Origin of the sequence: Methylobacterium sp. E-046, assembly GCF_022829625.1 — a bacterium.
GTDB lineage: Bacteria > Pseudomonadota > Alphaproteobacteria > Rhizobiales > Beijerinckiaceae > Methylobacterium > Methylobacterium longum.
Window position 1 is genome coordinate 229,468 of record NZ_JAKSYP010000212.1, and the last position, 22,081, is coordinate 251,548.

Annotated in this window: 25 protein-coding genes; 20 read left to right on the top strand and 5 right to left on the bottom strand. The window is 68.8% G+C overall.

Going from position 1 to position 22,081, the window contains the following annotated elements:
• Positions 1-59: 59 nt before the first annotated feature.
• From MKK82_RS23100 to dprA, 15 genes are all read left to right on the top strand, one after another.
• Positions 60-884 carry a succinate dehydrogenase iron-sulfur subunit gene (locus MKK82_RS23100; RefSeq protein ID WP_238285454.1) on the top strand — a complete coding sequence of 275 codons (825 nt, stop codon included), beginning with the start codon at positions 60-62 and terminating at the stop codon, positions 882-884.
• A 187-nt stretch (positions 885-1,071) separates the two neighbouring features.
• Entirely contained in the window at positions 1,072-1,656 is a 585-nt protein-coding gene (locus MKK82_RS23105; RefSeq protein ID WP_238285453.1) for an AprI/Inh family metalloprotease inhibitor, read from the top strand.
• Positions 1,657-1,817: 161 nt separating this feature from the next.
• On the top strand, positions 1,818-3,683 hold the full coding sequence (locus MKK82_RS23110) for an ABC transporter ATP-binding protein (RefSeq protein ID WP_238285701.1): 1,866 nt from the start codon (positions 1,818-1,820) through the stop codon (positions 3,681-3,683).
• 178 nt (positions 3,684-3,861) lie between these two features.
• Positions 3,862-4,446 carry a ubiquinol-cytochrome c reductase iron-sulfur subunit gene (gene petA / locus MKK82_RS23115; RefSeq protein ID WP_243986929.1) on the top strand — a complete coding sequence of 195 codons (585 nt, stop codon included), beginning with the start codon at positions 3,862-3,864 and terminating at the stop codon, positions 4,444-4,446.
• Positions 4,447-4,459: 13 nt separating this feature from the next.
• Positions 4,460-5,746 carry a cytochrome b gene (locus MKK82_RS23120; protein ID WP_238285451.1) on the top strand — a complete coding sequence of 429 codons (1,287 nt, stop codon included), beginning with the start codon at positions 4,460-4,462 and terminating at the stop codon, positions 5,744-5,746.
• 18 nt (positions 5,747-5,764) lie between these two features.
• Entirely contained in the window at positions 5,765-6,676 is a 912-nt protein-coding gene (locus MKK82_RS23125; protein ID WP_238285450.1) for a cytochrome c1, read from the top strand.
• 264 nt (positions 6,677-6,940) lie between these two features.
• Positions 6,941-7,816 carry an S-methyl-5'-thioadenosine phosphorylase gene (locus MKK82_RS23130; protein ID WP_238285448.1) on the top strand — a complete coding sequence of 292 codons (876 nt, stop codon included), beginning with the start codon at positions 6,941-6,943 and terminating at the stop codon, positions 7,814-7,816.
• Positions 7,817-7,898: 82 nt separating this feature from the next.
• The gene (gene hisB, locus MKK82_RS23135; RefSeq protein ID WP_238285446.1) at positions 7,899-8,486 is read left to right on the top strand and encodes an imidazoleglycerol-phosphate dehydratase HisB; all 588 of its coding nucleotides are present in this window, start codon (positions 7,899-7,901) and stop codon (positions 8,484-8,486) included.
• A gap of 64 nt (positions 8,487-8,550) precedes the next feature.
• Positions 8,551-9,036, top strand: a complete 486-nt coding sequence (locus tag MKK82_RS23140) for a DUF2628 domain-containing protein (protein WP_238285444.1) — start codon at positions 8,551-8,553, stop codon at positions 9,034-9,036.
• A gap of 19 nt (positions 9,037-9,055) precedes the next feature.
• The gene (hisH, locus tag MKK82_RS23145; RefSeq protein ID WP_238285443.1) at positions 9,056-9,715 is read left to right on the top strand and encodes an imidazole glycerol phosphate synthase subunit HisH; all 660 of its coding nucleotides are present in this window, start codon (positions 9,056-9,058) and stop codon (positions 9,713-9,715) included.
• A 37-nt stretch (positions 9,716-9,752) separates the two neighbouring features.
• The gene (gene hisA / locus MKK82_RS23150) at positions 9,753-10,496 is read left to right on the top strand and encodes a 1-(5-phosphoribosyl)-5-[(5-phosphoribosylamino)methylideneamino]imidazole-4-carboxamide isomerase (RefSeq protein ID WP_243986931.1); all 744 of its coding nucleotides are present in this window, start codon (positions 9,753-9,755) and stop codon (positions 10,494-10,496) included.
• A 34-nt stretch (positions 10,497-10,530) separates the two neighbouring features.
• Positions 10,531-11,334 carry an imidazole glycerol phosphate synthase subunit HisF gene (gene hisF, locus MKK82_RS23155; RefSeq protein ID WP_238285441.1) on the top strand — a complete coding sequence of 268 codons (804 nt, stop codon included), beginning with the start codon at positions 10,531-10,533 and terminating at the stop codon, positions 11,332-11,334.
• The gene (locus MKK82_RS23160) at positions 11,331-12,635 is read left to right on the top strand and encodes a dihydroorotase (RefSeq protein ID WP_238285440.1); all 1,305 of its coding nucleotides are present in this window, start codon (positions 11,331-11,333) and stop codon (positions 12,633-12,635) included. The genes hisF and MKK82_RS23160 overlap by 4 nt, the downstream gene beginning before the upstream one ends.
• Positions 12,635-13,237, top strand: a complete 603-nt coding sequence (plsY, locus tag MKK82_RS23165; RefSeq protein WP_243986968.1) for a glycerol-3-phosphate 1-O-acyltransferase PlsY — start codon at positions 12,635-12,637, stop codon at positions 13,235-13,237. Before MKK82_RS23160 ends, plsY begins: the two co-directional genes overlap by 1 nt.
• Before the next feature lie 34 nt (positions 13,238-13,271).
• Positions 13,272-14,483 (top strand): DNA-processing protein DprA, encoded by a 1,212-nt coding sequence (gene dprA, locus MKK82_RS23170; protein WP_243986933.1) that lies wholly within the window; start codon positions 13,272-13,274, stop codon positions 14,481-14,483.
• Here dprA and ruvX read toward each other — a convergent pair.
• Positions 14,473-14,973, bottom strand: a complete 501-nt coding sequence (gene ruvX, locus MKK82_RS23175; RefSeq protein ID WP_238285438.1) for a Holliday junction resolvase RuvX — start codon at positions 14,971-14,973, stop codon at positions 14,473-14,475. The genes dprA and ruvX overlap by 11 nt on opposite strands.
• Positions 14,970-15,539: an SMI1/KNR4 family protein gene (locus tag MKK82_RS23180; RefSeq protein WP_238285437.1), complete on the bottom strand. Its 570-nt coding sequence runs from the start codon at positions 15,537-15,539 to the stop codon at positions 14,970-14,972. The genes ruvX and MKK82_RS23180 overlap by 4 nt, the downstream gene beginning before the upstream one ends.
• 119 nt (positions 15,540-15,658) lie before the next feature.
• Between MKK82_RS23180 and MKK82_RS23185 the strand changes: the two genes are divergently transcribed.
• From MKK82_RS23185 to gatB, 5 genes are all read left to right on the top strand, one after another.
• Positions 15,659-15,856, top strand: a complete 198-nt coding sequence (locus tag MKK82_RS23185) for a hypothetical protein (RefSeq protein ID WP_238285436.1) — start codon at positions 15,659-15,661, stop codon at positions 15,854-15,856.
• Between the two features lie 112 nt (positions 15,857-15,968).
• The gene (gene gatC, locus MKK82_RS23190; protein WP_091713574.1) at positions 15,969-16,256 is read left to right on the top strand and encodes an Asp-tRNA(Asn)/Glu-tRNA(Gln) amidotransferase subunit GatC; all 288 of its coding nucleotides are present in this window, start codon (positions 15,969-15,971) and stop codon (positions 16,254-16,256) included.
• Positions 16,257-16,332: 76 nt separating this feature from the next.
• Positions 16,333-17,811: an Asp-tRNA(Asn)/Glu-tRNA(Gln) amidotransferase subunit GatA gene (gene gatA / locus MKK82_RS23195; protein ID WP_243986934.1), complete on the top strand. Its 1,479-nt coding sequence runs from the start codon at positions 16,333-16,335 to the stop codon at positions 17,809-17,811.
• Entirely contained in the window at positions 17,808-18,107 is a 300-nt protein-coding gene (locus MKK82_RS23200) for a hypothetical protein (protein WP_238285433.1), read from the top strand. Before gatA ends, MKK82_RS23200 begins: the two co-directional genes overlap by 4 nt.
• A gap of 210 nt (positions 18,108-18,317) precedes the next feature.
• Positions 18,318-19,790 (top strand): Asp-tRNA(Asn)/Glu-tRNA(Gln) amidotransferase subunit GatB, encoded by a 1,473-nt coding sequence (gene gatB / locus MKK82_RS23205; protein ID WP_238285431.1) that lies wholly within the window; start codon positions 18,318-18,320, stop codon positions 19,788-19,790.
• Between the two features lie 707 nt (positions 19,791-20,497).
• Here the strand turns inward: gatB and MKK82_RS23210 are convergent.
• From MKK82_RS23210 to MKK82_RS23220, 3 genes are all read right to left on the bottom strand, one after another.
• A complete protein-coding gene (locus tag MKK82_RS23210) occupies positions 20,498-20,698 on the bottom strand; it encodes a DUF2380 domain-containing protein (RefSeq protein WP_238285429.1) in 201 nt (66 codons plus the stop codon).
• Between the two features lie 109 nt (positions 20,699-20,807).
• The gene (locus MKK82_RS23215; RefSeq protein WP_238285427.1) at positions 20,808-21,863 is read right to left on the bottom strand and encodes an HlyD family secretion protein; all 1,056 of its coding nucleotides are present in this window, start codon (positions 21,861-21,863) and stop codon (positions 20,808-20,810) included.
• Positions 21,864-22,058, bottom strand: coding sequence for a DUF1656 domain-containing protein (locus tag MKK82_RS23220; RefSeq protein ID WP_238285425.1), 195 nt, complete (start codon positions 22,056-22,058; stop codon positions 21,864-21,866).
• Positions 22,059-22,081: the final 23 nt, after the last annotated feature.

The window sequence follows — 22,081 nt, forward strand, 5'->3', positions numbered from 1 at the left end:
GACGCAGGGCACGTCCCTGCGTTCGCCTTGTTCTGCTCTAGCGGAAGCCGCCGACAATCATGGCTCAGTTCAATCTTCCGAAGAACTCTCAGATCACGCAGGGTCGCTCCTGGCCGGCGCCCGCCGGCGCCAAGAGCCTGCAGACCTTCAAGATCTATCGCTGGAACCCGGACGACGGGGCCAATCCGCGGATCGACACCTATCAGGTCGACCGCGAGGATTGCGGGCCCATGGTCCTCGACGCGCTGCTGTGGATCAAGAACAAGGTCGATTCGACGCTGGTCTTCCGCCGCTCCTGCCGGGAGGGGATCTGCGGCTCCTGCGCGATGAACATCGAAGGGCAGAACGCGCTCGCCTGCACGATGGGCATCGACGAATGCAAGAGCCCGGACAACGCCCTGCCGGTCCTCACCCGCAAGGACAAGGACGGGGCGATCCGGATCTACCCGCTCCCCCACATGCCGGTCCTGAAGGACCTCGTTCCGGATCTCACGAACTTCTACGCGCAGCACGCTGCCATCGAGCCCTGGCTCCAGACCGAGACGCCGGCCCCCGAGAAGGAGTGGCGGCAGACCCCGCAGGACCGCTCGCGGCTCGACGGCCTCTACGAGTGCATCCTGTGCGCCTGCTGCAGCACCTCGTGCCCGAGCTACTGGTGGAACGGCGACAAGTTCCTCGGCCCGGCCGCTCTGCTCCAGGCCTATCGCTGGCTGATCGATTCCCGCGACGAGAACACCGGTCACCGTCTGGACGGGCTGCACGATCCCTTCCGGCTCTATCGCTGCCACACGATCATGAACTGCGCGAACACCTGCCCGAAGAACCTGAATCCGGCGAAGGCCATCGCCGAGATCAAGAAGATGATGGTCGAGCGCACGCTCTGATCCCGACCGGGATTCCGATCTGGTTCCCCGCCCGGTGAGGCCTCCCGGTCACACCGGGGAAGAAAGGCGGGTCGTCCGCACCGCTTTCGTGCGGTGAGGGAGCGAACGCCTTGCGGTCAGCGCATTTGAACCCGAGTCAGGCGGGAAGCGCGTCCGCGCTGCTCCCAGCCCGACTCGAAGTGGACCGATGCTGCGCCCGACTTTGCCGACATTCGCAGTCCTCTGCCTGAGCGCCACCCTCGGCGCCTGCGCGTCGAGTCGCCTGGACGCGCCGCGCACCCGCGCGCCGGCCCAGCAGGGCGCCTTGGACGCGGTGACGGCGATCCCGTCCGGGACCGTCACCGCCGCACCGCTGGCGCCGCCGCCCGGCGTGGCCGCGAGCCCGGACGCGCCGCCTCCCCCAGGAGCCCAGGCGGCACTCTCGCCGTCCACCCCGACCGTCATAGCCGAGCCGGTCGCGCCCCCGCCGCCGCCGCCGCCGGTCGTTGCGAGCGGACGCGCCTCGGTGGTCGGAACCTGGGATGCGCGGGACGCCACGGGCGCGAACTGCAAGGTCACGCTGTCGAGCGCCCCGGCCCTCGACCTGTACAAGGCCACGGCCTCGGGGTGCGCCAACAAGGATCTCGCCCGGGTCTCGGCCTGGGATTTCCGCGACGGTGAGGTCTACCTCTATCAGCCGGGCGGGTCGGTGGCGGCTCGCCTGCGGCAAGGTGGCGTCGGCCTGGACGGGGCGTTGACCAAGTCGGGCGCGGCGCTGGCCCTCAATCGCTAGGGCGGGCACGCCGCCCCTGCATGATACAGGGGCGGCTCGGTAAATCCGGCCGTGGCCCGCGACCCGTCGCGGTGATCGCCGCCGCGACCACTCCGCACGGTTGGCACGTGGCGGCCCGGGCTTACATCAGGGGCTCCCGCAGTCTCACACCCCCCGGCAGCATGTTCCTCGATTGGCTCGAGCGCCGAGTCGACCCGTTCGCGCCCTTCGACGAATCGCGGATGCCGCCCCGGTCGGTCATCGGTTTCGCGTGGTTCTACCTGCGTCCCATCCGCGTGGCGCTGGCGCTCCTGTTCGTCATCGCGATCGTCGCCGGCACGGTGGAGGCGTCTCTCTACCTCGTCATGCGCTGGTTCATCGACCTGCTCGGCACCGCCGACCGGGCGACGGTGCTGTCGGACCACGCGGTGGGGTTGGGCCTCGTGATCGGCCTGATCGCGGTGGTGCGACCACTCTCGATCTGGGCCCACGAAGTCCTGTCGAACCAGCTCGTCGTGCCGCAATCGACCAGCCAGATCCGGTGGCGGGCGCATCTCTACACGCTCGGCCACGCACTCTCGTATTTCCAGGGCGACTTCTCCGGCCGATTGGCGAACCGGGTCGTCCAAGTCGGCCCGGCGGTGCGCGAACTCGCCGTCGTCTTCATCGATACGCTCCTCTACGTGGCGATCTACGCCATCACCGCGGTCGGGCTGTTCGGGTCGATCTCCCCGTGGCTCGCCGTCCCGGTCCTCGTCTGGATCGCGGCCTATGCCGCCTTGACGACGTGGTTCGTGCCCCGGGCGCGGACGCGTTCCCACCGCACCGCCGACACACGCTCGACGCTCATCGGACGCATCGTCGACAGCTACACCAACATCCTGACGGTGAAGCTCTTCGCCCGCGACCGTGAGGAACGGGCCGCGGTCCGGGACGCGGTGGAGGTCCACACCGACGCTTACCTGCACCAGTTCCGGCTGGTCACCCTGACCACGAGCCTCCTCGGCATCCTCAACAGCGGCCTCCTGATCGCCACGGGCGCGGCGTGCCTCGTCCTCTGGCGCGACGGCGGCATGACGACCGGGGAAGCCTCCGCGGGTCTCGCCCTCGTCCTGCGCCTGATCGCCATGTCGGGATGGGTGATGCAGACGGTCCGCGGCGTGTTCGAGAATGTCGGCGTCGTTCAGGAAAGCATGCAGACGATGGCGCGGCCGCACGCGCTGGTCGACGCCCCGGACGCCCGGGAGATCGTCGTCTCGGGCGGCGAGATCCGCTTCGAGAACGTGGGCTTCCACTACGGACGCGGCGACGCCACCATCATCGAGGATTTCTCGCTGACAATCCGCTCGGGCGAGAAGGTGGGCCTGGTCGGCGTGAGCGGCGCGGGCAAGTCGACGCTCGCGAGCCTCCTCCTGCGTCTCTACGACGTCGAGAGCGGTCGGATCCTCGTGGACGGCCAGGACATCGCCACGGTCACGCAGACCTCCCTGCGCCAGGCCATCGCGATGGTCAGCCAGGACACGTCGCTGCTTCACCGGTCGATCCGTGACAACATCGCCTATGGGCGACCGGATGCCGACGAAGAAGCCATCGCTCGGGCGGCGCGGCTGGCCCATGCCGAGGCGTTCATCGCCGATCTCATCGACCACAAGGGTCGGCGCGGCTATGACGCCCAGGTCGGCGAGCGCGGCGTCAAATTGTCGGGCGGCCAGCGCCAGAGGATCGCCATCGCCCGGGTGATGCTCAAGGATGCACCGATTCTCATCCTGGACGAGGCGACCTCCGCACTCGACAGCCAGGTCGAGGCGGCGATCCAGGAATCCCTCGACATGCTGATGGCGGGCAAGACGGTGCTGGCCATCGCCCACCGTCTCTCGACGATCGCGGCCCTCGACCGGCTGGTCGTCATCGACCGCGGGCGGATCATCGAGCAGGGCACCCACGCCCAGCTGGTCGCCCGGGGCGGCGTCTATGCGGGCCTGTGGACCCGCCAGTCGGGCGGATTCCTGGGCGACGCCGCGGCGCGACTCGACAGCGCCGTGGCCTGATCGACCGAGGGCGGCAACAGAACGCGCCGATCCTGTTCCAACGCCGTTGCTGCGCTGCACACGGGTGCTTGACTCCGGGGCGGCAGACGGTCTCATTGCGCGCCTTAGAACGATAATGCTTTGATGTTGTCCCAGCCGGGACATCGAAGCAGGGCGCCTGCGGCCCTCACGCCGACGCATGGAGTTCCGAATCTTGGCGAATAACACTGCCGCCGCTGCCACTGCCCTCGGGCCGGATGGCAGCCGTCGCGATTTTCTGTTCCTGGCCACCGGTGCCGGCCTCGCGGTCGGCGCCGCGGCCGCAGCGTGGCCGCTCGTGTCGTCGATGGCGCCGGACGCCGAGACGATCGCGGCCGGTGCCCCGATCGAAGTCGATCTGACGCCCATCCAGGACGGTCAGATCGTCAACGTGTTCTGGCGCGGCAAGCTGATCTTCGTGCGCAAGCTGACCGCGAAGGAACTGACCGACATGAAGGCGGTCCCGCTGTCGGCCATGATCGATCCGGCCGCGTTCACGACGCGGGTTAAGAACGGCCACGACCAGTGGCTCGTGGTCTACGGCAACTGCACCCACCTGGGCTGCGTGCCGATCGGCCATCAGGGCAGCTTCGAGGGCTGGGCCTGCCCGTGCCACGGCTCGCAGTTCGACGCGGTGGGCCGGGTGCGCCATGGGCCGGCGCCCATCAACCTGCCGATCCCGCCTTACGCCTTCGAGACGGACAGCAAGATCCGGATCGGCGAAGGCGGCAAGGAAGCGGCCTGAGGAGGACGGAAGCATGAGCGGAACGGCCAGCACCTACGTCCCCAAGAGCCGCGTGGCCAAATGGTTCGAGGCGCGCCTGCCCATCGCCGGGCTGGTGCATTCGTCCTTCATTGCCTACCCGGTTCCTCGGAACCTCAACTACTTCTGGACCTTCGGCGCGATTCTCGCTGCCTTCCTGGGTATCCAGATCATCACCGGCGTGTGGCTGGCGATGCACTACGAGCCTTCGGCGACGGGAGCCTTCAACTCCGTCGAGAAGATCATGCGCGACGTCAACTACGGCTGGCTGCTGCGTTACGCGCACGCCAACGGCGCCTCGATGTTCTTCGTGGCCGTCTACGTCCACATGTTCCGCGCCCTGTATTACGGATCGTACAAGGCCCCGCGCGAGGTGCTCTACATCCTCGGCGTCGTCATCTACCTGCTGATGATGGCCACGGCGTTCCTCGGCTACACGCTGCCTTGGGGCCAGATGAGCTTCTGGGGTGCCACCGTCATCACCAACATCCTGGCGGCGATCCCCGTCGTGGGCGACACGATCCAGACCCTGCTGTGGGGCGGCTACTCGGTGGGCAACCCGACCGTGAACCGGTTCTTCTCGCTGCATTACCTGCTGCCGTGGATGATCGCCGGCGTCGTCGTGCTTCACGTCTGGGCCCTGCACGTCACCGGTCAGAACAACCCGGCCGGCATCCCGATCAAGTCGGGCAAGGACGCTGTGCCGTTCACCCCGTACGCCACGATCAAGGACGTGTTCGCCACCTGCGTGTTCATGATCCTGTTCGCGTGGTTCCTGTTCTACCAGCCGAACTACCTCGGACACGCCGACAACTACATCCAGGCGAACCCCGCGGTGACGCCGGCGCACATCGTGCCAGAATGGTACTTCCTGCCGTTCTACGCGATCCTGCGCGCGGTCCCGAGCAAGCTCGGCGGCGTCATCCTGATGTTCTCCGCGGTGCTTATCCTGGCGTTCGCACCGTGGCTGGACTGGTCCCGCGTCCGCTCCTGCAACTACCGGCCGATCTACCGCCAGTTCTTCTGGGCGTTCATCGGCGCGACGCTGCTGCTCGGGTGGCTCGGTTCGCAGCCGCCGGAAGGGGGCTACGTCCTGGCGTCGCAGATCTGCACGGCCTACTACTTCGCCCACTTCCTGATCGTCATGCCGCTCTGCGGCCTGTTCGAGACGCCCAAGAAGTTGCCGGGTTCGATCCTGGAGAGCGTGACCGGGCCGGGCAAGCAGGTGAGCGGATCCGGCATGCCGGCGGGTGCCGCCGCCGCACCGACCACCAAGGGCTGACGGGCTGACGACAGGACCATGATGATGACCCGTGTCCTCTCGACTGCCGCTGCGGCCGCCATGGCGGCCCTGCTGATCGGCACCGTGCCGGTCTCCGCCCAGGAAGGGCATGGCGGGCCGATCCCGGCCCGCGTGAACTGGAGCTTCGCCGGCACGTTCGGCCGGTTCGACACGGCACAGCTGCAGCGCGGCTTCCAGGTCTACAAGGAAGTCTGCTCCAGCTGCCACTCGATGAAGCTGGTCTCTTTCCGGAACCTCGCGCAGGACGGCGGGCCCGACTTCAGCGCCGCACAGGTCAAGGCCCTGGCCGCGACCTACCAAGTCAAGGACGGACCGAACGACGCCGGCGACATGTTCGAGCGGCCCGGCCGCCCGGCCGACAACTTCCCGCCGCCATTCCCGAACGATCAGGCTGCGGCGGCGGCCAATGGCGGCAAGGCGCCTCCGGACTTCTCGGTAATCGCCAAGGCCCGGACCTTCTCCCGCGGGTCGCTCTACTTCCTGACCGACTGGCTGCCGGTCGTCGGCTATTCAGAGCAGGGGCCGGACTACATCCACGCGCTGCTCAACGGCTACGAGGAAGCGCCGAAGGATTTCACGGTGCCGGATGGTGGGCACTACAACAAGTACTATCCCGGCCACATCATCGCGATGCCTCCGCCGATCACCGACGGTCAGGTCACCTATCCGAAGAACGATCAGGGTCAGCCGGTCGTGCCCGAGACGGTCGACCAGTACGGCAAGGACGTGGCGGCCTTCCTGATGTGGGCGGCCGAGCCGCACATGATGGACCGCAAGGCGCTCGGCTTCCGGGTGATCCTGTTCCTGATCATCCTGTCGGGGCTGCTGTACTACGTGAAGAAGAAGGTCTGGGCCGATGTCGGCGGCGAGGTGCACGGCCTCCAGCCGGAGCTGCACAAGACGTTCTGAGCGCGGAGACGGGTTGCGCGATGCCATGGGCCTCCCTCGGGAGGCCCATCTTTTTTGGGCTCCGGGGGCGTGCTACCGGTCGCCGCCCGGCGATCGGTCGGGGGACGGCGGGTCGGTCGCGATAACACCCTCATAAGAAATCGCCCGCGCGGTCCCCGGAGCCCTCGGCGTTCGAGGTCTCGGCTACGCGCCGGCGCCTCAGGGTGAGGGGGTGGCAGGAACGGGCGGCCTCCTGGTGCGCGGCGCGACGACGAGGAAAACGAAATGACGGCAGCGGTGCTCGGCGTGATGGGCGGGTCGGGCGTGTACGACCTGCCGGGGCTCGCGGACGTGCGCGAAGAGCGCGTCGCCTCGCCGTGGGGCGAACCGTCCGACGCCCTGCGCACCGGGCGGATCGGTGACACCAGGGTCGTGTTCCTGGCCCGGCACGGCCGCGGCCATCGCTACGCGCCGTCGGGCATCAACTACCGCGCCAACATCGACGCCATGAAGCGGGCCGGCGTGACGGACCTCGTCTCGCTCTCCGCTTGCGGATCGTTCCGCGAGGATCTGCCGCCGGGCCTCTTCGTCCTCATCGACCAGTTCGTCGACCGCACGCACGGACGGGCCTCCTCGTTCTTCGGCGATGGCTGCGTGGCCCACGTCTCGCTGGCCCATCCGGTCGGACCGGGACTCCAGGCGCGCATCGCGTCCGCCGCGAAAGCCGAGGACATCGCCGTCCACCGGGGCGGTACCTACGTCTGCATGGACGGGCCGCAATTTTCCTCGCTCGCCGAATCGCGGGCCTACAAGGCGCAGGGCTTCGACGTGATCGGCATGACCAACATGCCCGAGGCTAAACTCGCCCGCGAGGCGGAGATCACCTACGCCACCATCGCCATGGTGACCGATTACGATTGCTGGCATCCGGGACACGACGCTGTAGACGTCGCCGCCGTCGTCGCGGTCGCCCGCGCGAATGCCGACAAGGCGGCCCGGCTGGTGGCGCGGCTGGCCCGGGATTTCCCGGCGGAGCGCGAGCCGTGCCCGGCGGGCTCGCACCGGGCGCTCGACGGAGCGATCATGACGGCGCCCGCCGTCCGCGACGCCGCGCTCCTGGCCAAGCTCGACGCCGTGGCGGGGCGGGTGCTGAACGGATAGGGCGCAGCCCTTTCCATTCGGCCGGGACTCCCTCTAGAAGGCGCGAGCGGCCGCGGCCGCCCTCGATGCGAAGTCCGACAATATGCGCAGCGCCACCATCACGCGGAAGACCGCCGAAACCGATATCGCGGTCACCGTGTCCCTCGACGGCACCGGCCGGTCGAACATCGCCACCGGGATCGGCTTCCTCGATCACATGCTCGATCTGCTGGCGCGCCACGCCCTGTTCGATCTGGACGTCAAGGTCGATGGCGACCTGCATATCGACCAGCACCATTCCGCCGAGGATTGCGGTATCGCTCTGGGGCAGGCCTTCGCGAAGGCGCTCGGCGACAAGCGCGGCGTGACGCGCTACGCCGACATCCACCTGCCGATGGACGAGGCGCTGACCCGGGTCTGCGTCGACATTTCCGGTCGGCCGTTCCTGGTCTTCCGCACCTCCTTCCGCGTGGAGAAGATCGGGAACTTCGACACCGAACTGGTGCGCGAGTGGTTCCAGGCCTTCGCCATGAATGCCGGCCTGACCCTGCACGTCGAGACGCTGTACGGCGACAACGCCCATCACATCGCGGAGAGCTGCTTCAAGGGGCTGGCCCGCGCCTTGCGGCGGGCCGTGGCCGTCGATCCGCGCGAGGAGGGGCGCGTTCCCTCCACGAAGGGCTCCCTGTAGACCTGTCGTCGTCCCGCACCGGCCGGCCCTTCGGCCGTCCGGAGTGCTCAGCCGGAGTCCCACGATGCGGATGCGCAGCTACACGCTCCACCTGCCCACGGAGGCGCGGCCGGGCGAGGCGATCGGCCTCGACCGGGCCGTGCTGGTGCCGGACGGCTTCTCCTGGGCGGCCTTCGCCTACACGGTGCTGTGGTTCCTCTTCCATCGCCTTTGGGTCGCGGCGCTGATCGTGCTGGTCGCCCTCGTCGCCCTCGCCGGTGCCGGCATCGCGCTCGGCTTGTCCACCGGCGCCGGCCTGATCGCCTCTCTCCTGGCCGCGTGGCTGATCGGCCTCGAGGCGTCGAGCCTCCGCCGCTGGACCTTGGCGCGACGTGGCTGGCCGGCGCGCGACGCCGTCACTGCCGCAAGCCGCGAAGAGGCCGAGTTCCGGGCGCTCAATCGCTGGCTCGGTGCAAGCGCCGGAACGCCGCGTTCCCCGTTCCCGAGCGGTCCGAGCCGGCGTTCGGAGCCGGTGATCGGCCTGTTCCCCGCCCAGGAAGGCGCACGATGAGTTCACGGGCGAGACGAGCATGAGCGCCGAGACCGTCGCGATCATCGATTACGGGTCGGGCAATCTCCATTCCGCCGCCAAGGCCTTCGAGCGCGCCGCTCGCGAGAGCGGCTGCGACGCGCGGATCCGCTTAACCTCCGAGCCGGAGGTCGTGGCGTCGGCCGATCGCGTCGTCCTGCCGGGCGTGGGGGCGTACGCGGATTGCCGCCGCGGGCTTGACGCGGTGCCCGGCATGGTCGAGGCGATGACGCACGCTGCCCACGGGGCCGGACGACCCTTCCTGGGGATCTGCGTGGGGATGCAGCTGCTGGCCAGCCGCGGCCTGGAATACACGACCACCCCCGGTCTCGGCTGGATCCCCGGAGATGTCGGGCCGATCCGGCCTTCGGACCCGGCCCTCAAGGTTCCCCACATGGGATGGAACACCCTGCGGGCCGAGCGCGACCACGCGCTCCTTGCCGGGATCCCGACCGGCGAGGACGGCTCGCACGCCTATTTCGTGCACAGTTACGCGCTGACCGCCGAGCGCCCGGACGACGTGGTGGCGCGCGCCGAGTACGGCGGGCCGGTCACGGCCCTCGTCGCGCGGGACAACATCGCCGGGACCCAGTTCCACCCCGAGAAAAGTCAGCGTCTGGGCCTCGCGCTCATCGCCAATTTCCTGAACTGGCGGCCCTGAGGGCGGCTCCGCCTCGGCAAGAAGGACTGTAACGCCCGTGATCCTGTACCCGGCGATCGACCTGAAAGAGGGGCGTTGCGTCCGCCTCATCCAGGGGGACATGGCGCAGGCCAAGGTCTTCGGCGACGATCCGGCCGCCCAGGCTGCCATCTTCGAGGCGCAGGGCTTCCCCTGGCTCCACGTGGTCGATCTCGACGGCGCCTTCGCGGGCGCGCCGCGGAACGCGGAGGCCGTGGACGCGATCCTCGCGCGGGTGGGGATCCCGGTCCAGCTCGGCGGCGGCATCCGCGAGATGAAGACACTGGAGGGCTGGCTGGGCAAGGGCGTCGCCCGGGCGATCATCGGCACCGCGGCGGTGCGCGATCCCGGCTTCGTCCGGGAGGCGGCCCGGAAGTATCCCGGTAAGATCGCGGTCGGGATCGACGCCAAGGACGGCCGCGTCGCGGTCGAGGGTTGGGCCCAGACCTCCAGCATGACGGCGGAGGAGCTGGGACGCCGGTTCGAGGACGCGGGTGTCGCGGCCATCATCTACACCGACATCGCCCGCGACGGGATCCTGAAGGGGCTCAACGTCGAGATGACCCTGGCCCTCGCCCAGGCCGTGCGCATCCCGGTGATCGCATCGGGCGGCCTCGCCTCGATCGACGACGTGCACCGACTGCTGCAGCCGGATTGCGCCCTGATCGCAGGCGCGATCACGGGCCGGGCGCTCTACGACGGCCGCATCGACCCGGAGGCGGCCCTGGCGGCGATCGCTGCGGCGCGCGGCCCGGCAGCGTGATATCTCCAGAGGCTCGCGACATGAGACGCCGCCCGTGCTGAAGATCCGCATCATTCCCTGCCTCGACGTGAAGGACGGGCGCGTCGTGAAGGGCGTGCGTTTCGAGGGCCTGCGCGATGCTGGCGATCCCGTCGAGGCCGCCAAGGTCTACGACGCGGCCGGCGCCGACGAACTCTGCTTCCTCGATATCACCGCGAGCCGCGAGGCCCGCGGCACCCTGCTGGACATCGTCAGCCGCACCGCCGAGGCCTGCTTCATGCCCCTCACCGTCGGCGGGGGCGTGCGCACCGTCGAGGACGTGCGCGCGCTGCTGCTCGCCGGCGCCGACAAGGTCGCGATCAACACCGCGGCCGTGAAGGATCCCGACCTCGTAGCCAGGGCCGCCGAGAAGTTCGGCGCCCAGTGCATCGTCGTGGCGATCGATGCCAAGCGCGTTGCGCCGCCCGGTGCTCCGGCGGCGTGGGAGATCTTCACCCATGGCGGCCGCGATCCGACGGGGATCGACGCCGTCGCGTTCGCGCGGCTGGTCGCCGGGAAGGGCGCGGGCGAACTGCTGGTCACCTCCATGGACAAGGACGGGACCCGCTCCGGCTACGACCTCGCCCTGACGCGGGCGATTAGCGACGCCGTCACCGTGCCGGTGATCGCCTCGGGCGGGGTCGGCGGCCTCGACGACCTCGTGGCCGGCGTGGCCGAGGGCGGCGCGAGCGCGGTGCTGGCGGCCTCCATCTTCCATTTCGGGCAGGCAAGCGTCGCCGAGGCGAAGGCGCACATGGCGGCGGCCGGCCTCGCCATGCGCCTCGACGGCCCGGCCTCTTCCGCGAGGGCGCCCCTGTGAGCAGCTACCTTCTCACGAACGCCAACCTGCTCGATCCCGCGACCGGCCGTGAGACCGCCGGCGCGGTGCTGGTGCGGGACGGCCGCATCGCCGACATCGCCGCCGGTGCGGCCCCGGGCGCCCCGGACGAGGCGAAGCGGGTGGACTGCACAGGCCGCGTGCTGACCCCGGGGCTGATCGACATGCGCGCCTTCGTGGGCGAACCGGGGGCGGAGCACCGCGAGACCCTCGCCTCGGCGAGCGCAGCAGCGGCCGCGGGCGGCGTCACGACGCTGGTGTGCATGCCCGACACGAACCCGGTGATCGACGGGCCGGCCATCGTCGATTTCGTGCTCCGCCGAGCGCGCGATACCGCCTGCGTCAACGTTCTCCCCGCCGCCGCCATCACCAAGGGCTTGGCCGGCAGGGAGATGACCGAGTTCGGCCTGCTCAAGGAAGCCGGCGCCGTCGCCTTCACCGATGGCCTGCGCGCGGTGTCGAATGCCCAGGTGCTTCGGCGTGCCCTGACCTATGCCCGGGATTTCGACGCCCTGATCATGCAGCATGTCGAGGATCCGGACTTGGTGTCCGAAGGCGTGATGAACGAGGGCGAGCTCGCCTCACGCCTCGGCCTGATGGGCATCCCCCGCGAGGCCGAGACCGTGATGCTGGAGCGCGACATCCGCCTCGTCCGGCTGACCGGCGCCCGCTACCACGCGGCGATGATTTCCTGTGCCGATTCGGTCGAGATCGTCCGCCGCGCCAAGCAGGACGGCCTGCCGGTGACCTGCGGTGTCTCGGTGAACAACCTCGTTCTCAACGAGAACGACATCGGCCATTATCGCACCTTCTGCCGGCTCTCGCCGCCCCTGCGTCACGAGACCGACCGGCACGCGGTGGTGAGCGCCCTCGACGAGGGCGTGGTCGACGTGGTCGTATCCGATCACAACCCGCAGGATGTGGAGACCAAGCGTCTGCCCTTCGCCGAAGCGGCGGACGGGGCGCTGGGCATCGAGACCCTGCTCGGAGCCGCGATGCGCCTCGTCCATACCGGCGACCTCGCGCTGTCCAAGCTCGTCGCGGCGCTCACCGTGAACCCGGCGCGAATCCTCGGCCGCGCGGCCGGACGGCTGGCGGTCGGCGCCCCCGCCGACTTGGTCCTGATCGATCCCGATCTGCCCTACGTCCTCGACAAGCGCCGCCTGAAGTCGCGCTCGAAGAACTCGCCGTTCGACGAGGCGCGTCTCCAGGGGGCGGCGGTACTGACGCTGGTGGGCGGCCGGATCGTGCACGCGGCCGACGATCTCGCGGCGGCCGCATGATGCCCCCGGATCTCGCGACGCCGGCCGCGCTGGGCGGTCTCGCCCTCGGCTACGCCCTCGGCTCCATCCCGTTCGGCCTGATCCTGACCAAGTTTGCCGGCCTCGGGGACGTGCGGGCGATCGGCTCGGGCAATATCGGCGCCACCAACGTGCTGCGCACGGGCCGGAAAGGTCTCGCCGCCGCGACACTCCTGGGCGACGCCTTGAAGGGCACCGCCGCCGTCCTGATCGCGCGGCAGATGGGCGAGGGCGCTGCCCTGGCCGCGGGATTCGGGGCCTTCCTCGGGCACCTCTTCCCGGTCTGGCTCGGCTTCAAGGGCGGCAAGGGCGTCGCGACATTCATCGGCGTGCTCCTCGCCTTCAGCCCTCCGGCTCTGGGCCTTTTCGCGGCGATCTGGCTCGGTCTGGCCTTCGCGCTCAAGTATTCCTCGCTCGCCGCTCTGGCCGCGTCGGCGGCGACGCCGCTGGCCCTGTGGGCGCTCGGCGCCCCGGCGCAAGCGTTGCTGTTTCTCCTCCTCGGCCTGCTGCTATGGTGGAAGCACGCCCCCAACATCCGCCGACTCGCATCGGGCACGGAGGGGCGTATCGGCCAGAAGGGCTGAGCACGCGCGGCGCGCAGGCCTCGGGGGATGGTGCATGCAGCTCACCGACGCCCAACGGCTCGACTGGCTGCGTCTGATCCGGACGGAGGGCGTCGGCCCGCGCAGCTTCCGTGCCCTCATCAACCGCTTCGGTGGCGCTGCGGCGGCCCTCGAGGCCCTGCCCGCCCTCGCGCGGCGCCAGGGCAGGCCGGCCGTGTTGTTCACGCAGGCGCAGGCTGAGGACGAGGTCGCCGCCCTGGACCGCATCGGCGGTCGCCTGATCGCCGCCGGCGAGGTGGATTATCCCCGCCTGCTGCACTGGACCGATGCCGCGCCTCCGCTCCTGGCACTGCGCGGCGCACCGATCCTGAACAGGCCGGCGGTGGCCGTGGTCGGTTCCCGCAACGCCTCGACCGCCGGCCTCGCCTTCGCGGAGCGGCTGACCCGCGGTCTCGGCGAATCGGGGCTCACGATCGTTTCGGGCCTCGCCCGGGGTATCGACGTGCGGGCGCACAGGGCGAGCCTCAGCACCGGCACGGTCGCCGTCATGGCCGGCGGGCAGGACCGGATCTACCCGGCGAGCCACGCCGCGCTGGTCGACGCGATCCTCGGGGAGGGCGGGGCCGTGCTGGCCGAGATGCCGATGGGCTGGGAGCCGCGCGGGCGGGATTTTCCCCGGCGCAACCGCATCATCTCCGGTCTGTCCTACGGAACAATCGTCGTCGAGGCGGCGCGGCGCTCCGGCTCCCTCATCACGGCGCGCTTCGCCCTGGACCAGAATCGTGAGGTCTTCGCGGTTCCCGGGTCGCCGCTCGATCCCCGGGCGGAGGGCACCAACGACCTGATCCGCCAGGGCGCCACCCTCGTGTCCGACGTGTCCCACGTCCTCGACGTCCTCGGCCCGATCATCGAGGGCGGCCCGGAGGCCGAAGCCGCGCCGGCGCGGGGCGGGCCGGATCTCGCCGAGCAGCCCGACTTCTGGGACGAGATCGACCTCGACGCGTACTTGCCGAATTCCGCACCGCCTCACGCCCCCCGCGGGCGTCCCGATACCGCCACTGACGAGATCGGGTTCGACCCGCCCGAACCCGCGGATGACCGCGCGCGGATCATCGCTCTCCTGGGACCGTGCCCGGTCGGCACCGACGAATTGGCGCGGTGCGCTGGCGTCGGAGCCCGGGTCGTTCAATCCGTCCTTCTGGAGTTGGAATTGGACGGCCGGATCGAGCGGCACGGAAGCGGGACGGTTTCCCTGGTCAGTCGGTGAGCGGATCCGCGTCGGCGTCTCGGTCGGCAAGGTGGCGCATGACGTCGAGACAGCCTTGCAGGATGTAGGCGGCGGCAAGCTTGTCGACGAGTTCGCCACGCCGAGCCCGGGACGCATCGGCCTCGATCAGCGCGCGCGTCACCACGGCGGTCGACAGGCGCTCATCGAAGAAGACATGGGGCAGCGGCAGGATCGGCGCGAGGTTGCGGACAAACGCGCGGGTCGATTGGACCCGCGGCCCCTCGCTCCCGTCCATGTTCAGCGGCAAGCCGACCACGAGACCACCGACGGCGTGCTGTCGGCATAGGGTGGCGAGCCGTTGTGCGTCCGGCGTGAACTTCACCCGTCGGATCGTTTCGAGGGGCGTCGCGATCTGGCGTCCCAGGTCGGACAGGGCGAGCCCGATCGTCTTGGTGCCGAGATCGATGCCGATCAGCCGCGCTCCACCCCGGGAGGCCGTAACGAAGGCGCGGATCGCGTCGTGATTCATGGTGCGATCTGCGCGCTTCGAGCCAGGGTGGCCTCGGAGAAGCCGTCGAACCGGGCGGGGAGGGGATCGCCGCCCGGTCCGAGGACGAGGGCGGCCGACGGTGCCATAGCGCGTGTGAAGAAGTCGGTGAGGCTCTCGCCGCCGAACCGAACCGCCTCCAAGTCGGGGGCGAGCACCCAGATATCGTACTCGGGGCCGGAACCGGACACGTCCCAGAACAGGAAGCTCCCATCCTCGCCCGCACCGAAGAAGCAGGCGCGCTCGATGACGCTCGGATCGTCGCCGTCGACGTCGAAGCGATGGGGGTTGGGCTCATCCTGCAGCATCCGCACGGCCGCGCCGACGCTGTGGGCGATGACACCGGCCTGGTTGACCAGATCGACCGCCTCGAACGCCGCCGGAACCGCGATCCGGAACTGCGCGCCCGCGAGTCCGACCCCGCAGCTTTTGCAGAAGCCGCGATAGGAGTCCGGCAACGCGAAATCCAGCGCAGCGGCCGCCTGCTCCAGCGCCGCGTCATCCGCCGTCAAACCCGGCGACAGGCTGGTGAAGATCTGCTCCCACATCGGTCCCGCTCCGCCGTCCACAGCCTTAACCAACTCCGCAGACCGCCTCGGATGCGTGCGGAGCCGTTCGCGAATAGGTAGGTTAAGACTTCGTTAATTCCCCATCACGGGTGACCGCCATGTCGACGACCGCCCCGCCGAACCGCCCCACGGTTGGTAGCGCACCCGCGCGTGCGCTGACCCGCAAGCAGTGCTGGATGCTGCTTCTCGCGTTCGAGATCCTCGTTCTCGGCGTCACGCAATCGGTCGTGCGGCCCGTTCGCCAGACCGGAATCTCCATCGAGATGTCTGTCACTCCGAACCACGTCGTGACCTGAACGGCCGCCGGTCGGACGCACAGCCCAGGGCGCGTTGCGGCGCGTCGAATGCCGATGCTATAGCCCGATCGATCTCGGGGGGCATCTCCCGGAACGGAACGAACGGGGCGGCATGTCGGTCGACGAGAAGACGGTTCGGCGCATCGCGCACCTGGCGCGAATCGCGGTCACCGACGACGAAGTCGGCCCGCTCCAGGGTGAGCTGAACGCCATCCTGGCCTTCGTCGAGCAGCTCGGGACGGTCGACGTGTCGGGCGTCGAGCCGATGACCTCGGTGACGCCGATGGCGATGAAGAAGCGCGAGGACGTGGTCACGGAGGGGGGCCGCGCCGCCGACGTGGTCGCAAACGCGCCCGAAACCGAGGACAACTACTTCCTGGTTCCGAAGGTGGTTGAGTAGCCGCGCCGCGGCGCGAACCTCCGGAACCGGATCTTTGGCGGGCAGGCGCGCGACGGCGCGCGGGGACGTGAACAGCGTGAATCCGAACGAACTCACCCTGGCCGAGGCGCGCGACGCCCTCAAGGCGAAGCGCCTCTCGGCTCGCGAACTGACGCAGGCGCATCTCGACGCGATGGCGAAGGCCCGCGCACTGAACGCCTACCTTCTGGAGACGCCCGATCGCGCCCTGCAGATGGCGGACGTCTCGGATGAGAAGATCGCATCCGGCGAGGCGGGGCCGCTGGAGGGCATCCCGCTCGGGATCAAGGACCTGTTCTGCACGCACGGCGTGACGACCACGGCGGGCTCCAAGATCCTGCAGGCTTTCGAGCCGCACTATGAATCGGCGGTGTCGGCCAACCTGTGGCGCGACGGCGCCGTGATGTTGGGCAAGCTGAACCTCGACGAGTTCGCGATGGGCTCGTCCAACGAGACCAGCGCCTTCGGGAACGTCGTCTCTCCCTGGCGTCGCAGGGGCTCGGACGCCCCGCTGGTGCCGGGCGGCTCCTCGGGCGGATCCGCCGCGGCCGTGGCGGCGCAACTCTGCCTGGGTGCGACGGCCACCGACACGGGCGGCTCGATCCGTCAGCCCGCTGCCTTCACCGGCACGGTCGGGATCAAGCCCACCTACGGCCGGTGCTCGCGCTGGGGCACGGTCGCGTTCGCGTCATCCCTGGATCAGGCCGGTCCGATCGCCCGCACGGTCCGCGACTGCGCGATCCTGCTGGGATCGATGTCCGGGCCGGATCCCCGCGACACGACCTGTGCCGATCTGGCCGTACCGGACTTCGAGGCCGCCGTGTCGCGCGGCGTGAAGGGTCTGACGATCGGCATCCCCAGGGAATACCGGGTCGACGGCATGCCGGCCGAAATCCAGAAGCTCTGGGACGAGGGTGCTGCCTGGCTGAAGGCGGCGGGCGCGACACTCCGGGACATCTCGCTGCCGCACACGTCCTATGCGCTGCCGGCCTACTACATCGTGGCCCCGGCCGAGGCCTCCTCGAACCTCGCCCGCTACGACGGCGTGCGTTACGGCCTGCGGGTACCCGGCAAGGACATCGCCGGGATGTACGAGAACACTCGCGCGGCCGGCTTCGGGCGCGAGGTGAAGCGCCGCATCATGATCGGCACCTACGTGCTCTCGGCCGGCTATTACGACGCCTACTACGTCCGCGCGCAGAAGATCCGCACGCTGATCAAGCGCGACTTCGAGGCGGCCTACGCGGACGGGGTCGACGCGATCCTCACCCCCGCGACGCCGTCGGCGGCCTTCGGGATCGGTGAGAAGGCCTCGGCCGACCCGGTGGAGATGTACCTCAACGACGTGTTCACTGTGACGGTCAACATGGCCGGCCTGCCCGGCATCGCCGTGCCGGCCGGACTCGACGGCCAGGGGCTGCCGCTGGGCCTTCAGCTGATCGGTCGGCCCTTCGACGAGGAGACGCTGTTCGCGGTGGCTCAGGTGATCGAGGATTCAGCCGGCCGCACGGCCCTGCCTGAGCCTTGGTGGGCATGACGGTCCCCTATTATCCCTGGACGGTCTGGATCTGGGCCGCGTTCGATCCGGCGCTGATCGCCGTCGCGATCTACCTCGGCTGGACCGCCAGCCAGTTCGGCAAGGTGTTCATCGCCGCGATTGCGGCGCTCGGCTTCTCGGTGCTGTTCTCCTGGGCGGTGAGCGCGGCCGGCATCCCGTGGCCGGCGCCGATCACGCAGGATGGACCGACCTTCTTCCCTGTTCGGGCCGTGGCGGCCCTTCTTTGGGCGATCGCGGGCCACGGCGCGCGGCGGGCGGTGGGACGCCGCGCTTGATCTTTTCGATGCGTGGCCCGTAAGTGACCGAACCACACCCGCTCCCATCTGCGCCCCCATCCTGAGGTGCCCGCGCGAGCGGGCCTTGAAGGAGGTTTCCAGTGGCCGCCCGGCCCCTGGAGCCCTCCTTTAAGGCAGCTTCGCGGCACCTCAGGATGTGAGTGGGGTTGGGAACAGGCGCACGGCCCAACGAGCTTGCCCGGACCGACCATGAACGCACCCGTCGACCCCAAGAAGCTGATCAAGGGCGGCCTCCACGATTGGGAGGTGATCGTCGGCATGGAGATCCACGCCCAGGTCTCCAGCCGGGCAAAGCTCTTCTCCGGCGCCTCGACCGAGTTCGGCGGCGAGCCGAACGATCACGTCTCGCTGGTCGACGCCGCGATGCCGGGCATGCTGCCGGTGATCAACGAGGAATGCGTCGCGCAGGCGGTGCGCACCGGCCTCGGCCTCAAGGCTCAGATCAACCTGCGCTCGGTCTTCGACCGGAAGAATTACTTCTATCCGGATCTGCCGCAGGGCTACCAGATCTCGCAGTACAAGGACCCGATCGTTGGCGAGGGCGAGGTACTGGTCGACATGGCCGACGGGTCCTCGATCACGGTGGGCATCGAGCGGCTGCACCTCGAGCAGGATGCCGGCAAGTCTCTGCACGACCAGGACCCGACCCGCAGCTTCGTCGACCTGAATCGCTCGGGCGTGGCGCTGATGGAAATCGTGTCCCGTCCGGACCTGCGCTCCTCGGAGGAGGCGAAGGCCTACGTCACCAAGCTGCGCACCATTCTGCGCTACCTCGGCACGTGCGACGGCGACATGGAGAAGGGGTCGCTGCGCGCCGACGTGAACGTCTCGGTGCGCCGACCGGGCGAGCCGCTGGGTACGCGCTGCGAGATCAAGAACGTCAATTCGATCCGTTTCATCGGGCAGGCGATCGAGATCGAGGCCCGCCGTCAGATCGCGATCCTGGAGGACGGCGGTTCGATCGATCAGGAGACGCGCCTGTTCGATCCGACCAAGGGCGAAACCCGTTCGATGCGCTCCAAGGAAGAGGCGCACGATTACCGCTACTTCCCCGATCCGGATTTGCTGCCCCTCGAGTTCGACCAGGCTTATGTCGACACCCTCGCTGAGGGCCTGCCGGAACTGCCGGACGCCAAGAAAGCCCGGTTCGTATCCGCGTTCGGCCTGTCGCCCTACGACGCTGGCGTCCTGATCGCTGAGCGCGCCTCCGCCGACTATTACGAGGCGGTAGCGAAGGATCGCGACGGCAAGGCCGCGGCCAACTGGGTGATCAACGAATTGTTCGGTCGCCTCAATAAGGAGGGTCTGTCCATCGAGTCGACTCCGGTCTCGGCGGCGCAGCTCGGCGCGATCATCGACCTGATCGGCGAGGGAGTGATTTCCGGCAAGATCGCCAAGGACCTGTTCGAGATTGTCTGGACGGAGGGCGGCGACCCGCGCGCCGTGGTCGAGAGCCGCGGGATGAAGCAGGTCACCGATACCGGCGCCATCGAAGCGGCGGTGGACCAGATCATCGCGGCCAATCCCGACAAGGTCGCCCAGGCCAAGGAGAAGCCGACGCTGCTGGGCTGGTTCGTGGGACAGACCATGAAGGCGACCGGCGGCAAGGCGAATCCAGCGGCCGTGAACGCGTTGCTGAAGGCGAAGCTCGGGATCGACTGATCGGTCGCCGGATCGAACGTGGCGGCGCTGACGCTCAGACGCGTCGGTCTGCCGCCGTTCTTCGGCCGGGGTCGGTTCGACCGCCGCTCCGCCTTCATTTCGGGGCCGCAGTGGTGTCCTCCGAAGCCGGGACGGCCAAGCGAAGGCCGGGCGACATCGTCGCTGCACACGCGATAGCAGCTTCCCGGACCCGACACGGACGTCTGACCACGACGAAAACCCACCGCGGCGCCGCCGGGCAGGTGAGGGCCGAACAGATCCTGACGTGTAAAAACCGCGGCGGAACGGCTCAAAGTGGGGCCTTTCGCGCATTCGAAGGCGTGCCATTCTGGCCGCTTCTGCGCCCCTGGAGCCGCGTCCGTCCGGCTGCTCGTGTCGTGCCGCTAAGTGCCGGGCCGAACCTGTCCCGATCCCGTCTAAGCGGCGTTCCGCTGCGGTGGAGTCATGCCTGTCTCCTCCAGCCTCTGACGACCGTTCACGATCCAAAACCTGACCACGTCAAGGTTGTCGATCGGTCCATGCCCGCCTTCGCGAAGCACAGTTGGAGACTGCGCCCGTCTTTTGGGCCGGTCAATGACCATTTTTCGGTCAAACTCCTTTTTCTGACCCAGCTACCGGGAACGCCGGGACGCACCCCTGTCCGATCAATGCCTTGGATCGATCGCGAAGCGCTCCCGATTATTGATTGGGGCACAAGCTATTTGCCGTCACCCCTGTTGTTCTCGACCGGACAGCGGAGACCGCCGTCGAACGAATCGTCGGTGCCGCCCGCGCAGGTCGACCCTGTAATCCCGCTCCGGAGCGCGCCGGCTTATGGGCTGCACGCAGGCGTTCAGGTTCAGGATCAGGTTCGATACTTTCTGGACCTCGCCGATGATCGCACCGTCGGCGCCGAGCCTGCGCACCATCTCGTCGACACACAAGTCGCTGCGGTGGCGGATGGTCCCCAGGCGCGTTTCCCGATGATAGCCACATCGGACCCATCCATCGGAACACGATGCGGTCCTGCGCGACCGCTCAGCGGCGATCGGCTTCCTTGATCGGACCGTGGGCCGAATTCGTCAGCGCGGAGACGCGCGCGCTCAGATCCATGAACCAGTTCGGGGTCGGTGCGCGGCCGCCGTTCACCACCACGGTCGCGGTCATGCCGGCGATCAGCGGCACTTCCGGCGGAACGTGGTCGATCTTGATCCGCACCGGGACGCGCTGAGCGAGCCGCACCCAGGTGTAGACTGGATTGACATCCGGCAGGCCCTGCGTGCTCGCCGCCGCGTTGGCGGTGGAGATGCCCAGGGTTATGCTCTCCACGGTCCCGGTGAGGTGCGGATCAAATCCCATCAGCTTCACGTCGGCCGCGTCGCCGACGTGGATGTTGGGCATCTTCGTCTCCTCGAAGTAGCCGTCGATCCAGAACGAATCGGTATCGACGACGCTGATGTTGGAGGTGCCGGTGCGGGCGTAGTCGCCGACCCGCATCAGGAGGTTGGTCACGCGGCCGTTGACGGTGGAGCGCACCTGGGTGCGCTCAAGGTTGACCTTTGCCTGCCGCAACTGCGCCTGCGCGCTCTCCAGCGTCGCCTCGGCGATCTTGGCGGTGCCGGCATATTGCTGCTTCTCCTCGATCGACGTGGAGACCGTGGTCAGGGCTTGCCGCCGGGCCGACTGGGCGTTCTTGACCTGCAGGTCGGCCTCGCGGTTCTTCACCTCGGCGTCGGCGGAGGTGACCGAGACCTCGAAATCGATCGGGTCGATCACGTAGAGGACGTCGCCCTTCCGGACATTCTGGTTGTCGCGGACGCGGACCTCGATGATCTGGCCGGCGACCTGTGGAGCGATGTTGGCCACCTGCACCCGCACCGTCCCGTCGCGCGTCCAGGGCGCCACGACGTAGAACGCCCAGACGTAGGCCGCCGCCACGCCCGCCACCAGCAGGATGACGCCGGTGGCAGCCAGTCGGAGGATCTTGGCGGTGCGGCCCCGGCGTCTGACGATAGGCAGCTTGTCGTAGCGATCCACCGCGCCTTCGCGCGCGACGGGCTTCGGATCGTCCTCGTCGGCGGTCGTATCGGGCATTCAGATCAACGCGATGAGGAGAGCGAGGACGCAGACGTAGATCCCGGCCTCGGCGAGCGGGGCATTGGCAACGTAGCGGCTGAAGCGGATGCGCGCGAAGAACCAGCGCAGCACGAGAAGGATCGCGAACGCGATGAGGGCATAGGCGACGAACGAGGAGATCAGCACGCCACCGATATGAACGTCCTCGTACATGGCCGCCCCGAATGAGATCCCGG

Coding starts and splice junctions, on each gene's coding strand:
- MKK82_RS23215 (WP_238285427.1), bottom strand. CDS start 21,863: ATGCCCGATACGACCGCCGACGAGGACGATCCGAAGCCCGTCGCGCGC.
- MKK82_RS23220 (WP_238285425.1), bottom strand. CDS start 22,058: ATGTACGAGGACGTTCATATCGGTGGCGTGCTGATCTCCTCGTTCGTC.
- dprA (WP_243986933.1), top strand. CDS start 13,272: ATGCAGCTCACCGACGCCCAACGGCTCGACTGGCTGCGTCTGATCCGG.
- plsY (WP_243986968.1), top strand. CDS start 12,635: ATGCCCCCGGATCTCGCGACGCCGGCCGCGCTGGGCGGTCTCGCCCTC.
- hisH (WP_238285443.1), top strand. CDS start 9,056: ATGAGCGCCGAGACCGTCGCGATCATCGATTACGGGTCGGGCAATCTC.
- gatC (WP_091713574.1), top strand. CDS start 15,969: ATGTCGGTCGACGAGAAGACGGTTCGGCGCATCGCGCACCTGGCGCGA.
- petA (WP_243986929.1), top strand. CDS start 3,862: ATGGAGTTCCGAATCTTGGCGAATAACACTGCCGCCGCTGCCACTGCC.
- MKK82_RS23140 (WP_238285444.1), top strand. CDS start 8,551: ATGCGGATGCGCAGCTACACGCTCCACCTGCCCACGGAGGCGCGGCCG.
- gatB (WP_238285431.1), top strand. CDS start 18,318: ATGAACGCACCCGTCGACCCCAAGAAGCTGATCAAGGGCGGCCTCCAC.
- MKK82_RS23125 (WP_238285450.1), top strand. CDS start 5,765: ATGATGATGACCCGTGTCCTCTCGACTGCCGCTGCGGCCGCCATGGCG.
- ruvX (WP_238285438.1), bottom strand. CDS start 14,973: ATGAATCACGACGCGATCCGCGCCTTCGTTACGGCCTCCCGGGGTGGA.
- MKK82_RS23105 (WP_238285453.1), top strand. CDS start 1,072: ATGCTGCGCCCGACTTTGCCGACATTCGCAGTCCTCTGCCTGAGCGCC.
- MKK82_RS23200 (WP_238285433.1), top strand. CDS start 17,808: ATGACGGTCCCCTATTATCCCTGGACGGTCTGGATCTGGGCCGCGTTC.
- MKK82_RS23110 (WP_238285701.1), top strand. CDS start 1,818: ATGTTCCTCGATTGGCTCGAGCGCCGAGTCGACCCGTTCGCGCCCTTC.
- MKK82_RS23210 (WP_238285429.1), bottom strand. CDS start 20,698: ATGGTGCGCAGGCTCGGCGCCGACGGTGCGATCATCGGCGAGGTCCAG.
- MKK82_RS23185 (WP_238285436.1), top strand. CDS start 15,659: ATGTCGACGACCGCCCCGCCGAACCGCCCCACGGTTGGTAGCGCACCC.
- MKK82_RS23100 (WP_238285454.1), top strand. CDS start 60: ATGGCTCAGTTCAATCTTCCGAAGAACTCTCAGATCACGCAGGGTCGC.
- MKK82_RS23180 (WP_238285437.1), bottom strand. CDS start 15,539: ATGTGGGAGCAGATCTTCACCAGCCTGTCGCCGGGTTTGACGGCGGAT.
- hisB (WP_238285446.1), top strand. CDS start 7,899: ATGCGCAGCGCCACCATCACGCGGAAGACCGCCGAAACCGATATCGCG.
- MKK82_RS23130 (WP_238285448.1), top strand. CDS start 6,941: ATGACGGCAGCGGTGCTCGGCGTGATGGGCGGGTCGGGCGTGTACGAC.
- MKK82_RS23120 (WP_238285451.1), top strand. CDS start 4,460: ATGAGCGGAACGGCCAGCACCTACGTCCCCAAGAGCCGCGTGGCCAAA.